The organism is Chlamydophila parapsittaci, assembly GCF_006385615.1.
GTDB lineage: Bacteria > Chlamydiota > Chlamydiia > Chlamydiales > Chlamydiaceae > Chlamydia > Chlamydia psittaci.
In genome coordinates, this window is record NZ_CP041038.1 from 989,807 (window position 1) to 1,002,944 (window position 13,138).

Below are 13,138 nucleotides of genomic sequence, written 5' to 3' on the forward strand. Positions count from 1 at the left end.
TAATGATAATTTAGAACCGTTAATTAAACAAAAACGGTTCTAAATTATCTTCTGAGAGCTAATTAATGTGCGGAAAGGCTACTTTGAAAACATCATCGTAATGAGCCACAAAATGAATTTTCAGTCCTTTTTTTAGATAAGCTGGAAGCTCCTCATAGTCACGACGGTTATCTTCTGGGAAAATTAACACATTGAGTCGGGATCGACGAGCGGCTATGAGTTTCTCTCGAATGCCCCCAACTCCTAATACGCGACCAGTTAGAGTAATTTCTCCTGTCATACCTAAGTTTTCTAAAATAGGTGTATCTAAAAGCAGGGAAAGCAACGATGTGACCATGGTTACACCTGCTGAAGGGCCGTCTTTAGGAGTTGCTCCCTCAGGAATGTGAATGTGTACCTGAGATTTTGGGAAAAAGCTATAACCTGGAGCGTAGCGCTCTAATGCACTATGAAGATATGTCCACGCAATTTGAGAAGACTCTTTCATAACATCCCCAGCCTGCCCTGTGAGATGCATGTCTGTTTTCATTGAGGGAACTTGAACACTTTCGATATATAAAGTTGCACCGCCTAATGATGTCCAGGCTAACCCAGTAGCAACACCTACAGGCGTATGATCATAAAAACGATCACTAGAAAAAATCGGCTTGCCTAGGTAGTCCTGAAGGTTTTTTACATTAATTTTATATTGCGTGTGCTTTGGATGTGCTTTTTCCTGATTTTTAACTATCTTAAGCGCTACTTTTCTTAGGACTTTTTTAATATTGCCATTCAATGTACGCACACCAGCTTCTCGAGCATAGTTGTTAATCATATGCTTTAAAGCTTCGGGTTGGAAGACAATCTCTCGAGCTGTTAATCCCATTTCCTTGCGTGCTCTAGGCACAAGATATTTCGTGGCTATTTGCAGTTTTTCTTCAAGGATATAACCAGAAAGTCGCAATATTTCCATACGATCCAAAAGTGGATCAGGAATAGTATCTAAAACGTTTGCAGTTAGAATGAACAAAACATTCGATAGGTCAACACGGACGTCTAGGTAATGATCTAAAAAATCTTTGTTTTGTTCTGGATCTAAAACTTCTAACAAAGCTGATGCGGGATCGCCGTGATAGCTTGCTCCAATTTTATCAACCTCGTCTATCATAATAACCGGGTTCATCGCTTGGCTTTGTTTTAAAGCTTGCACCATTTTTCCAGGCATAGCACCAATGTACGTGCGTCGATGCCCTTTGATTTCAGCTTCATCTCGCATTCCGCCTACGGAAAAACGGAAAAATTTACGATGTAAAACTTTGGCTATACTACGGCCAATGCTTGTTTTACCCACGCCTGGAGGGCCTACTAGGCAAATGATACTTCCTTTAAGACCTTTGGATAATTTACCAACACTGATCAGTTCTAAGATGCGTTGCTTAATGTCTTCTAAACCATAGTGATCCTTGTTAAGAATAATCTCCGCTTTTTTGAGGTCGTGATACTCTTTACTTTGGATGCCCCAAGGAATAATGGTTAACCAGTCTAGATAGTTGCGGCAAACAGTGTATTCAGCGGACGATGTTTCTAAGGTTTGAAGCTTCTCTATCTCGTCTTGTATAACTTCCATCGCATAATCAGGAACCTGACGTTTTTTCAACCGGTTCATGAATTTCTCTAAGTCAATAGCCCGATCTTCTTTTTCTAATCCCAGCTCTTTTTTGATCGTTTTTAACTGTTCTTTTAAGAAGAATTCTTTCTGGCTTTTTGTGATTGTAGCTTCGATTTTTTGATTGATGCTACTTTGCAGACGACTAAGATCAAGTTCCTTTTTTAGAAGAATCAGAGCTTTGTCAATACGATCATGCATATTGGTTGTTTCAAGAACTTCTTGGAGTTCTTCCCTCGTGGCAGTAGTCAGCGCTACAGAAAAATCCGCAAGCTTTCCCGGTTCTGTAAAATCAGAGTGGCCAAGAAAGATTTGAAGTTCTTCTTTAAATAGAGGGTTGAGCTTTAAAAGATCCTTAATTACTGAAACAATGCTAATAGAATACGCTTTTAATTCTTCAGTTAGCTCTTTGTTATCTTTATGGTAGGAGACGCGTGCTTTGAGATATTTATCTTTAAGAGGTTCTACAATGCGGATACGCTCTTCTATACTTAATAATATTTGTGCGCTGCCTCCTTCTATAGGCATAATACGAAGGATACGCGCGGCAACACCCACACTATAAAGTTGGTTGAAACCTACTTTTAAAATATCCGCGTCTTCTTTTTTAGTAAGAACTAAACCTATGTATTTTTGTGAGGATTTAGCTAGAAGTTTTAAAACTTCATAATAAGGTCCCGATTCTATAAGAATCGGAGCCGCCATACCCGGGAAAAAGGGACGCTTGTTTAGCGGGAGAATAAATAAATCGGAAGGCAAGGAGCGATCATCTGATTTTTCTTCGACTTCCTCGGATTCATCTAAGAGTTTTTCTACTTCTTCAGGATTAGGATCCAAGATCTGAGAGTCGTTATTTATTGTAGAGTCCACAATTGTCCTTATACTAAAATCGTCGGATACTTTTATCTAAGTTGCTCTGATAACTTATTGATAGTAGCACTTTCAATAATAAAGATCCTCTTTTCGATATATTACAAAATAATCGAAATTCGTGCACCTACACAACCACTAAGGGAAATAGCAGAGCTAAGGAATAAGAATTAAAAAAGACGAGGGTTTAACGCAAATCGTTTTTCCTGATTTTAAAAAAAATAATCACTGGATATTTCTTCCTACATGTTTCATATTAAATAATTTCTCATGTTTTTTTATCAGATTTTAATTTAGAATGATTTGCAGATTATCGGGATCACCTTCGTTACTAATTACTTGGATTGTGTGGAGCTCGTAAAAAATTTTCTGATAATTCGCGAATTTTTTATCAGTTTTCTCGCGAGTGCATGGTGTTGCTGGATTTTCTCTGCAAAGAGAATGCGCGATCGTTTAATCAAAAATCACGGTCTTTTTTAGATTAAAAAAAGTTTTTGCTTTTTTTGTGAATATAACCAATCTATCTTGTGTTTATATTCAGAATTTAAATAATTCTACATCTTTAAAAGTTACTTATTTGTTATTTTTTTTGATTAAAAGTTTTTTAGTTGATATAGTTTTTTTCTGTTCGATTCTAATTTGGGTTATGCATTTTCATAGATACGTTATTATTGATACATCAGGGTATCAACCGTTTTTAGCTTATGTAGATCATCAGAAAGTGTTAAAACAATGGGATCTACCTGTCGGTCCGGACCAGGGACTAGTTTTAGAATTTATTTTTAAAAATAGTTCTTTAAGTTTCCAAGGGATCGGAGTGGCTGCTGGGCCAGGGAACTTTTCTGCAACCCGTGTTGGATTGTCCTTTGCTCAGGGGTTGGCGTTATCTAGAAAGGTCCCGATGATAGGCTACAGTTCTTTAGAGGGATATTTGACTCCTAAGGATAAAGGGAAAGCTTTGATGCTTCCTTTAGGAAAAAAGGGGGGGGTGTTAACTCTTAGTTCAGATCTCTCAGAGGATGGGTTTATTCATGACAAGAATGGGGTGGGTCCCGGCATTTTACTGCCCTATGAAGAGGCCTCTAAGTATTGTTTGGCCAATAACTGTTACCACGTTGTCTCTCCTAATCCACAACTTTTTATTGATAGTTTTTCAAATAGAATTCGGATAGAAAAAGCAGCACCCTCTATAGACCACATTAGAAGAAACGTAGTTTCTCAACTTATGCTTCTAGAGTGCAGTCAGCAATTGACGCCAGATTACCGCAGTTGTTCTTGTTTTTTCTAGCCTTAACATCATTTTCATTAGATAGGGGGAGCGGATAAAATCCATCATCCCGCTTTTTCAGCACGTTGCGAGTCAACTAACTCTTGAAGGGTAATAGATCTGATGGTACAATCGAGGCGCCTCTAACATGGCAGAGTGAGACGTATACCTGTGTTGTTTTAGGCTTAACAGTGATTATTATGCAAAATAAGGTAATGCATGCCCAGTGTTAAAGTTAGAGTTGGTGAGCCTGTAGATCGAGCTCTGAGAATTTTGAAAAAGAAAGTCGATAAAGAAGGGATCTTAAAGGCCGCTAAAGCTCATAGGTTTTATGATAAACCTTCAGTAAAGAAGCGTGCGAAATCTAAAGCCGCAGCTAAATACCGCAGTCGTTAGAAAATATCCTCTCTAGTGGTGTTTGATTTATGGATTACTATGATGTTTTAGGTGTTTCTAAAACTGCTTCTCCTGAGGAGATTAAAAAATCTTATCGTAAGTTGGCTGTTAAGTATCACCCTGATAAAAATCCAGGGGATGCTGAAGCTGAGAAACGTTTTAAAGAAGTTTCAGAAGCTTATGAAGTGTTAAGCGACCCTCAAAAACGTGAGTCCTATGACCGTTACGGTAAGGATGGACCTTTTGCCGGAGCTGGTGGCTTCGGTGGTGCAGGCATGGGCAATATGGAAGATGCCTTGCGCACCTTTATGGGAGCTTTTGGCGGAGAATTTGGTGGTGGCGGAAGCTTTTTCGAAGGCCTGTTTGGTGGTCTAGGTGAAGCTTTCGGCATGCGTGGAGATCCAGCAGGAGCTCGTCAGGGAGCTAGTAAGAAGGTTCACATCACTTTAACATTTGAAGAGGCCGCTCGCGGTGTAAACAAAGAACTTCTTGTTTCTGGATACAAGACCTGTGAAACTTGTTCCGGTAGCGGTGCCGCGAGTAAGCAGGGAATCAAATGTTGTGACCGTTGTAAAGGTTCTGGACAGATTGTTCAGAGTCGCGGTTTCTTTTCTATGGCCTCGACATGTCCTGAATGTGGTGGAGAAGGCCGTATTATTACAGACCCTTGCTCAAATTGTCGAGGACAAGGAAGAATCAAGGATAAACGCAGTGTTCATGTACAAATCCCTGCGGGTGTAGATTCAGGAATGCGTTTAAAGATGGAAGGCTATGGAGATGCTGGTCAAAATGGTGCTCCTGCCGGAGATCTTTATGTTTTCATTGATGTAGAAGCACATCCTGTATTCGAGAGACGAGGGGATGATTTAATTTTAGAATTGCCTATCGGCTTTGTCGACGCTGCTTTAGGAATGAAGAAAGAAGTTCCCACTTTATTAAAAGAGAGTGCTTGTCGTCTTACAGTGCCTGAAGGGATTCAAAGCGGAACGATTCTTAAGATTAAAAATCAAGGATTCCCTAATGTCCATGGCAGAGGACGTGGAGACTTGCTTGTGCGAGTTTCTGTAGAAACTCCACAAAATCTTTCTGAAGAACAGAAAGAATTACTTCGCAAGTTCGCAGCTACGGAAAAAGCAGAAAATTTCCCTAAGAAACGTAGTTTCTTGGATAAAATAAAGGGTTTTTTTTCTGACTTCACCGTATAGATAAGGATAGCACGGATCTATCCCAGGAGCAGATATGGTAGCAATACAGCATGAATTAGGATCTTCTATTAAAGAAGTTCTGAAATTAGTCTGGGGTTTAAGATTTGCTGAAAATAAGATGCTCCTTTTTTCTCGCCAGAGCGATTCTGGAGGGACCTTCCAGTTGTCTTGTGCTGGTCACGAGCTTGTTGGAGTCGTTGCTGGGAAAAGCCTCATTCCTGGGAAGGATTGGTCTTTCCCCTACTATAGGGATCAAGGATTCCCTGTAGGTCTAGGGTGTGACCTTTCTGAGATTTTTGCTTCCTTTCTTGCTCGATTAGCTCCGAATCATTCTTCTGGTAGGATGATGCCCTACCACTATTCCCATAAAAAACTCCGTATTTGTTGCCAATCGAGTGTGGTAGGTTCGCAATTTCTTCAGGCAGCGGGACGTGCATGGGCTGTAAAACATACCAAATCTAACGAAGTAGTTTACGTCTCTGGAGGGGATGGATCAACTTCTCAAGGTGAATTTCATGAGATGTTAAACTATGTTGCGTTGCATAAGCTACCTGTAGTTACAGTCATACAGAATAATGCTTGGGCGATCTCCGTTCCTTTTAAAGATCAGTGTTCTACAGATTTAGTACGTTTAGGGGAGAGTTATCAAGGTCTATCTGTTTATGAGGTAGATGGTGGTGATTACTTTGAGCTCGTAGATACTTTTTCTAAAGCTGTAGATCAAGCTAGACATGCCTCGGTTCCCGCGTTAATTCTCGTCAATGTTATGCGTTTAGAGCCGCATAGCAACTCTGATAACCATGAGAAATATCGTAGTCGTGAAGATTTAGATCATTGTAAGAGTAATGATCCTTTAGTCCGGTTAGAACGGCTGATGATAGATGAATGTGGCATTTCACCCGCGGAGATTTTAGATATAAAAGCAGAGGCTGAATTCGAAGTTACTCGTGCTTGTGAAATCGCTGAGGGTATGCCCTTCCCTAGTAAAGGTTCTACGAGCCATGATGTATTTTCTCCGCATACAACTTCTTTAATTGACTATGAAAATTCTTTAGAAGCTCAGCGTTTGCGCGACACTCAACCAAAAGTTATGCGTGATGCCATTACAGAAGCGCTCATTGAAGAAATGAGTCGTGATTCTGGTGTGGTTGTTTTCGGTGAGGATGTGGCTGGAGATAAAGGTGGGGTTTTTGGTGTTACTAGAGGTCTTACAGACAGGTTCGGAATCGAGCGTTGTTTTAATACACCGTTAGCAGAGGCCACCATTATAGGAACAGCTATTGGTATGGCCATGGATGGGATCCATAAGCCTGTTGCTGAGATTCAGTTTGCAGATTATATCTGGCCCGGTATTAATCAATTGTTTTCTGAAGCTTCGAGTATTTACTACCGTTCTGCTGGTGAGTGGGAAGTGCCTTTAGTTATTCGTGCTCCTTGTGGAGGTTACATACAAGGTGGCCCCTACCATTCACAAAGTATAGAAGCGTTTTTAGCACATTGCCCGGGCATCAAGGTGGCTTATCCATCTAATGCTGCAGATGCAAAAGCTTTGTTAAAGGCAGCTATTCGTGATCCTAACCCTGTAGTTTTTTTAGAACATAAGGCGTTGTATCAACGACGTATTTTTAGTGCATGTCCGGTATTTTCTTCGGATTATGTTTTGCCTTTTGGTAAAGCGGCTATCACTCAAGTAGGTTCAGATTTGACCATTGTTTCTTGGGGAATGTCTTTAGTTATGAGTATGGAAGTAGCTAAGGAATTGGCAGCTTTAGGTATTTCTGTAGAGGTTATAGATTTACGTACGATAGTACCTTGTGATTTTTCTACTGTTATAGAATCAGTTAAGAAAACGAGTAAGTTACTTATAGCTCATGAGGCGTCAGAGTTTTGTGGGTTTGGTGGGGAGCTTGCTGCCACTGTAGCCGAGCAAGCGTATGCATATCTCGATGCACCTATTAGACGTGTTGCGGGATTACATGCCCCAGTTCCTTATTCAAAAATACTGGAAAACGAAGTTCTTCCTCAGAAGGAGAAAATCTTTCAAGCAGCAAAAAGCTTAGCCGAGTTTTAGTTGCGACTTTCATTAAATGCTTTCTGTAAGATGTTCAATAGTGGAAGTTCTTTTAGGTGGTTTACAGTAATTTGTAGTACTGTCTTGTCTTTGTTTTTTTCTTCTATGTCTATGGCTTCTAATAAGGCTAGAGCGCATAGAGAATACCAGCGTTCGCATTCTTCTTGAGAAGAGCTCATATCGCTGAGTCCTAAAAGCTCCATCTGTATAGAGGAAATACCGTTTTGGCGACAGATATGGAAACATTTTAGGTACGCATCCACCAGATTTTCAAAAGCTTTCTCGTAGTTAAAATCTTGCCAAGTCATTGCTTTGGACACGTGTTTATTCGTATGAATCAGTGTTGCTATGGTGGGGGGATTGATGAAGATCAGATAAGAAGCGGGAGCTGTTATCTGTGATTTATTTACCCAGGGTCCGTAGGCGATCTCTCCAGGAGGGAATGTTCTAGAACCTGGTTGTGTGATCTCATTCCAACAATCTTTTTCTATGCGTCCGATTAAAGCGAGTGTTCTGTTAATCGCATAGCTGAAATTTCTTTCTGAATTTATGCATAGAAGTATAGCAGAGTTCTTATTCTTTAATAGAGGATCGTTTAGAGGGTGGCCTTTATGAAAACAGAGTCGCAGATGTGTATTCTGATTATGTAGATATACACACTCTGTATTTCTATGTATTTTGTTGGCTCGGGGTGCAGCGTGTTCCAGTGTAAAGGTCGTCCTCAAACGGTGGGCAACGCTTGATAAAGTCAAGTCTGTAAGTTGAATCGAAGGGGTAGACTGACTTTTGCTGAATACTATTAAAATCATCCCGCAAAGAACCATAAAAAGTACACCCGCAATAAATAAGGGTAGAGATAAGAGAAGTGATGGTTCTATAGCTATTGTGAGTACCCCTCCAAGCATACAGGCTATACTCAAAGCAGCAATCCCATAGGGAATACGCGACTGCGTTACCTTGTGACTCAGAGAGTACTCATGACTTAATGAAGGAAGATGAGGACTTTTATCCGTGTCATACACCACGAGCATAGATACAACCTAAGCTTAACAACACAAAAGATTTATCTAAAAATGATGAAATAAGGATGCTTTATTCACAATAAAGTTTTGATAGAAGGTAGAGTTTACCCATGTTTTATAACTCAGAAATTGAGTGTAGGGATGGATTTTCTGGGGTTTTTGTTTTTTCTAAGCTCACTCCGATATGGAATACGAAAATGAGAAATAGAGTGAGTTGCCAAGGGGATAGGGGTGAAGGTGCTAAAGAGATAAGGACATTGTGACCATGAAGACAGGGCTGTCCAATTAGCCAGGAGATACAGAATTCTGTTATAGGTACCAGGCACGGTAAGGCAAGAGAAAAGAGAATAAGAAAGAAGATAGGAAGGACGCATAGAGGGAAGAAGAGGTTAAAGATAAGACCATCTAAAGGTAGGGACCCGAAAAAGTTTACAGTAGGGAACAAGAGAAAGATTTGTGAGGAGAGTCCTAGGGATAAGGCTCCCCAAATATAGCGAAGGAAAGGAAGTAAGTATTTTGGTGCTATTTGCTTCCACGGTGTATAGAAGAAACGAAAAAGGTGAGAAAAGAAAAGTAAAATACCCGCAGTAGCTAAGAAGCTTAACGCGAATGCAGGAGTAAGCGGGGAGAAGACGCATGTGCAGAGAATACAGCCTATGCCTAAACGATTGAAGCTTGAGCATACACCAGAAGAAAAAGGAGAGAGACAAAGTAAAGATAAGGAAATCCAAGCACGCCATACTGAAGGAGTCCCTGGAAACAATAGGGTGAATCCCAGAAGTATAATAAAGGTAAGAAAATATTTTATTTTTGTTGGAAAGATATAGAAAAAGAAAAACAACAATGAAGCACATAGGGAGAAATGCCACCCAGAAATGGCAAAAATATGAGCCAACCCCTTCTTTTTGAAAATGTCTTTTAAGTGTTTGGGTAAGGGAGTGCCAAGAAGCAGACTGGATGCAAAAGATCCTGATTCTCTAGAAGAAAAAAGGTTGAGAATGCGTCGATGACATGTTTCTCGTAGTTTGTGGTGCAGTAGTGCTATTCTTGAAGGCTGTATTTCTTTATAGCAACCATTAGACTTAAAAATAATTTGGGATGTATGATTTAACGTCGTTCCTTTTAGATGGTATTTTTTATTTAGTTCTAAGTGCGCATCTACAAGAATAGTACAGGGAACATGACGGTGTTTTTGTCCACAAGGATACGACAAGTGAATAGCTTCTCCAAAATATCGATTTTCTTTCCCCGATTTAATGACAAAGCTTCCCGACGCGACTCCTCCATGAATAATAGAAGAAGGTTCCGATAGCATGATTAGAGGGATAAGCCAGCAAGCTCCTATAAACAGTTGGTGTTTCAGTTGTTTGGGGATAAATGGATGAAGAGCTACAAGGAGTATAGCCCCACATAGAGGGTAAGGACGCGATATTATCCCCGTTATCCAATACAATGCACTAATCAATAAAGGATGTTGTTGTTGAAAGTATCGGCAAGAATGGATTAGCTGTATCCATAGGGAGTGTAAGGTGTGAACAAGGACAGAGGATGAAAAAGTTTCAAAACGTATTAGCATCAACTCATTCTTTCCCTCAGCTCGAAGTATATTCTGTAGAACAATTACGAGAGGAAATGTCTTGGGAAGCAATTTCCAAGAAGGCTCCGCGCTTGCCCCGAGGTTGGTACGAGCTCATGGGACTATCGAAAAAAGATAGATTAGACTTTTGCCAAGAGTATTGGCTTACTGTTTTGGGAATAGATGATAATCAATTCCCAGGTATTTGTCGTTTTTTTTCTCTTTTAGATAGTTTAGATGTCTATATTTACCGCTCTGCTAATGAGCCCTATGGCGTCAAAATGCTCTACACTTTTAGTGATGGGCGTTGTGGATTTCAAGGTGAGCCCCCCTTGTTAGATATGAAGGGGTACTGTTTCCCTAGTTTAGGGGATGACGGGTATTACAAATTTTTTACCATCCACAATGGATTTGGTAAATGGGAAGATGAAGGGATTTTTTCTTACCGTTCTCTCGCTAAGGTACAACATAAATTGCAGCAGCTCCTCATCCGTCTGGGCAAGATTCCTCATGACGACGATTGTGCATCTTTGGGGATTTTCCCTTTTTATGGTTATGAAGAACCCTTGACTTACCAGTGTTTTCTTTTTGATCCGGAAGTGCGTAGGGATTTTCCCTCTCCTAACGTATTGTTAAGTACGGAAAGCCTACAGCATAGAACTTTAGGAAGTATTGAACTTTTACATTTAACTACAAGTCACTATCCTTCTTTTATTTCTTGGCTAGAAAATTACTTACATAGTGAAGAGGTGTATAGTGGATGAATGTAGAGAGTGTGTTGTAGATATCGAGAATCCGGAAGAGCCTGTGGATTTTGATAATGAAGAAGAATTAACCTGTGTATGTGTTGTAAAAAACACTTCTGGAATCCATGTGCGTCCTGCGGGGGCCATTGTAAAGTTGTTTGATGGCGAAGAATGTGAGGTAAATTTTACCTATGCGGGGAAGACGGTAAATGCCAAAAGTATCATGAGCATACTTATACTAGGGGCTCCACAAAATGGAGAGATTTTCGTGCGTATTAAAGGGAAAGATGCAAGTCGGGTATTGCAAAAAGTGCAGAATGCCTTTGACTCAGGTTTTGGAGAGTTGTAAATGAACACACCCACACCTTCTCTAGAGCAAAATAAGGAATGGCGAGTTCCTGGCATGACTTTAGTTCCTGGGGTAGCTATAGGAAAAGCTTTTTTCTTAGGTACTTCTCCTCTGCAAATTCATGAACTTACCTTGCCTCAAGAAGAGGTGGAACACGAAATACACCGTTATTATAAAGCATTAAACCGTTCCAAATCTGATATCGTTGCCTTAGAACAAGAAGCCCAGGGTAAGCAAGGTCAACAAGAAATCTCTTCCATACTCCAAGCACATCTGGAGATAATTAAAGATCCTATTTTGACAGAAGAGGTTGTCAATACCATCAGAAAAGATCGTAAAAACGCCGAATACGTCTTTTCTTCTGTTATGGAAAAAATAGAGGAGTCATTAACCGCAGTTCAAGGGACTTCTCTAGCTGTAGATCGTGTTCAGGATATCCATGATATTTCTAATCGTGTGATTGGGCATTTGTGCTGTCAGCATAAGAGTTCTTTAGGTGATGCAGATCAAAATATCATTGTTTTCTCTAAAGAACTTACTCCTTCAGAAGTCGCTAGTGCGAATCCCTCATATATTCGTGGATTTGTTTCTTTTATTGGGGCGCCGACATCGCATACAGCTATCGTTTCTAGAGCGAAAAATATTCCCTATTTAGCGAATTTTTCTCAGGAAAACTGGGAGCGTATTCAAGGATATACCGGAAAACTTGTCTTGATAGACGGTATTCGTGGCGAGATTATTTTTAATCCTAAATCAAAAACTCTTGAAAATTGTTATAGGCAAAAGAGTACTTCATATAGTGTAAAATCGTATCCTCAACCGTCCCCACGCGCGATAGTATCTTCGCATGCTGCAAGCCTTGAAGAGCTGCGCATGCTTTCGGAGTTCTTTCCACAAACTTCTATTGGGTTATTTCGTTCTGAATTTCTCGCTATAGCTGAAGATCGTTTACCTACAGTAGAAGAACAAGCAGGAGTTTATAAATCTTTAGCCTTGTTTCCTGAGCGGGTCTCGGTATTACGTTTATTTGATTTTGGTGAAGATAAGCTCTGTCCTGGTCACGAGCCGATCAAAGAGCGCTCCATACGTTATTTATTGAAAAACTCGCATGTGCTTGACGATCAGCTTTGTGCTATTTTAACAGCTTCGGTATCAGGTTCTTTGAAAGTGTTAATTCCTGGAACTGCTGATGTTATAGAAATCATAGAAGTGAAACGTCGGTTAGAGAATATACGTCGTTCTTTTAACAAAGATCATGCCATAGAAAATATCGTCTGGGGAAGCATGATAGAACTTCCTTCAGCAGTATTGATGATTGATGAGATTCTTCAGGAATGTGATTTTATTTCTATAGGAACGAATGATCTCATGCAATATACCTTAGGGAATAATCGAGAAACGGTACTTCCTCATTATCTTGATAATCCACTGCATCCTTCGGTGATGCGCATGATTCGTCATGTAGTTTCTAGTGCGAAGCAGCGCGATGTTCACGTATCTATTTGTGGAGAGGCTGCAGCAAATCTTTCCTTAACACCATTTTTCTTAGGCTTAGGAGTCCAAGAACTCGCAGTGGCTATGACAGCAATTGTAGAATTGCGAGAAAGAATAGCATCTTTAAATTTCAGTGATTGTGTAGAACATACGGAAAAGTTATTAAAAGCCAGGACCTGTGCAGAAGTTCAGGCCCTGTTAGCTTAAAAAGGCATGCCAGCACGCATTACAGATAATTCTTTGTCCATAGCATCTTTAGCTTCTTTAAATGCTGAACGGAAAAGATCTTCAACAACTTCAGGATCTTCAGGATCAAGACAGGTAGGCTTCACTTTTACAGAGACAATATCACATTTACCATTGATCACTATGGAGACGAGTCCATTACCAGCTTGTCCTTCATAGTGCTTTTTCTCTAAAGAAGCTTCCATTTCTAGAAACTGTTGCTCCATCATTTTTGCTTCTTTTTTCTTTTTTGCATACCCACTTCCCATGCA

At 40.1% G+C, this 13,138-nt stretch carries 11 protein-coding genes; 7 read left to right on the forward strand and 4 right to left on the reverse strand.

The window, feature by feature from the left end; all coding sequences use genetic code 11:
- Window positions 1-58: 58 nt before the first annotated feature.
- Window positions 59-2,515 (reverse strand): endopeptidase La, encoded by a 2,457-nt coding sequence (gene lon, locus FI836_RS04355; protein ID WP_006343000.1) that lies wholly within the window; start codon window positions 2,513-2,515, stop codon window positions 59-61.
- Window positions 2,516-3,161: 646 nt separating this feature from the next.
- Here lon and FI836_RS04360 point away from each other — a divergent pair.
- The 4 genes from FI836_RS04360 to FI836_RS04375 all read left to right on the forward strand — a co-directional run bounded on the left by FI836_RS04360 (window position 3,162) and on the right by FI836_RS04375 (window position 7,454).
- Window positions 3,162-3,803 carry a tRNA threonylcarbamoyladenosine biosynthesis protein TsaB gene (locus FI836_RS04360; protein WP_014943768.1) on the forward strand — a complete coding sequence of 214 codons (642 nt, stop codon included), beginning with the start codon at window positions 3,162-3,164 and terminating at the stop codon, window positions 3,801-3,803.
- Window positions 3,804-4,001: 198 nt separating this feature from the next.
- Window positions 4,002-4,178: a 30S ribosomal protein S21 gene (gene rpsU, locus FI836_RS04365; protein ID WP_006343002.1), complete on the forward strand. Its 177-nt coding sequence runs from the start codon at window positions 4,002-4,004 to the stop codon at window positions 4,176-4,178.
- Window positions 4,179-4,207: 29 nt separating this feature from the next.
- Complete coding sequence (dnaJ, locus tag FI836_RS04370; RefSeq protein WP_006343003.1) at window positions 4,208-5,383, forward strand: molecular chaperone DnaJ; 1,176 nt, start codon at window positions 4,208-4,210, stop codon at window positions 5,381-5,383.
- 34 nt (window positions 5,384-5,417) lie between these two features.
- Window positions 5,418-7,454, forward strand: a complete 2,037-nt coding sequence (locus FI836_RS04375) for an alpha-ketoacid dehydrogenase subunit alpha/beta (RefSeq protein ID WP_014943769.1) — start codon at window positions 5,418-5,420, stop codon at window positions 7,452-7,454.
- Here the strand turns inward: FI836_RS04375 and FI836_RS04380 are convergent.
- Both FI836_RS04380 and FI836_RS04385 read right to left on the reverse strand, forming a co-directional pair.
- Complete coding sequence (locus FI836_RS04380) at window positions 7,451-8,485, reverse strand: hypothetical protein (RefSeq protein WP_139934588.1); 1,035 nt, start codon at window positions 8,483-8,485, stop codon at window positions 7,451-7,453. The two genes, FI836_RS04375 and FI836_RS04380, sit on opposite strands and share 4 nt — an antisense overlap.
- Window positions 8,486-8,591: 106 nt before the next feature.
- Entirely contained in the window at window positions 8,592-10,052 is a 1,461-nt protein-coding gene (locus FI836_RS04385) for a ComEC/Rec2 family competence protein (protein WP_006343006.1), read from the reverse strand.
- Here FI836_RS04385 and FI836_RS04390 point away from each other — a divergent pair.
- Genes FI836_RS04390 through ptsP form a run of 3 tightly spaced genes read left to right on the forward strand, consistent with a single transcriptional unit; the run spans window position 10,025 to window position 12,848 of the window.
- Window positions 10,025-10,816, forward strand: a complete 792-nt coding sequence (locus tag FI836_RS04390) for a hypothetical protein (RefSeq protein WP_006343007.1) — start codon at window positions 10,025-10,027, stop codon at window positions 10,814-10,816. The genes FI836_RS04385 and FI836_RS04390 overlap by 28 nt on opposite strands.
- 43 nt (window positions 10,817-10,859) lie before the next feature.
- On the forward strand, window positions 10,860-11,147 hold the full coding sequence (locus tag FI836_RS04395; protein WP_016980260.1) for an HPr family phosphocarrier protein: 288 nt from the start codon (window positions 10,860-10,862) through the stop codon (window positions 11,145-11,147).
- Window positions 11,148-12,848: a phosphoenolpyruvate--protein phosphotransferase gene (gene ptsP / locus FI836_RS04400; protein ID WP_014943771.1), complete on the forward strand. Its 1,701-nt coding sequence runs from the start codon at window positions 11,148-11,150 to the stop codon at window positions 12,846-12,848. It abuts the gene before it with no gap.
- Here ptsP and FI836_RS04405 read toward each other — a convergent pair.
- On the reverse strand, window positions 12,845-13,135 hold the full coding sequence (locus FI836_RS04405; RefSeq protein ID WP_014943772.1) for a YbaB/EbfC family nucleoid-associated protein: 291 nt from the start codon (window positions 13,133-13,135) through the stop codon (window positions 12,845-12,847). The two genes, ptsP and FI836_RS04405, sit on opposite strands and share 4 nt — an antisense overlap.
- Window positions 13,136-13,138 lie beyond the last annotated feature (3 nt).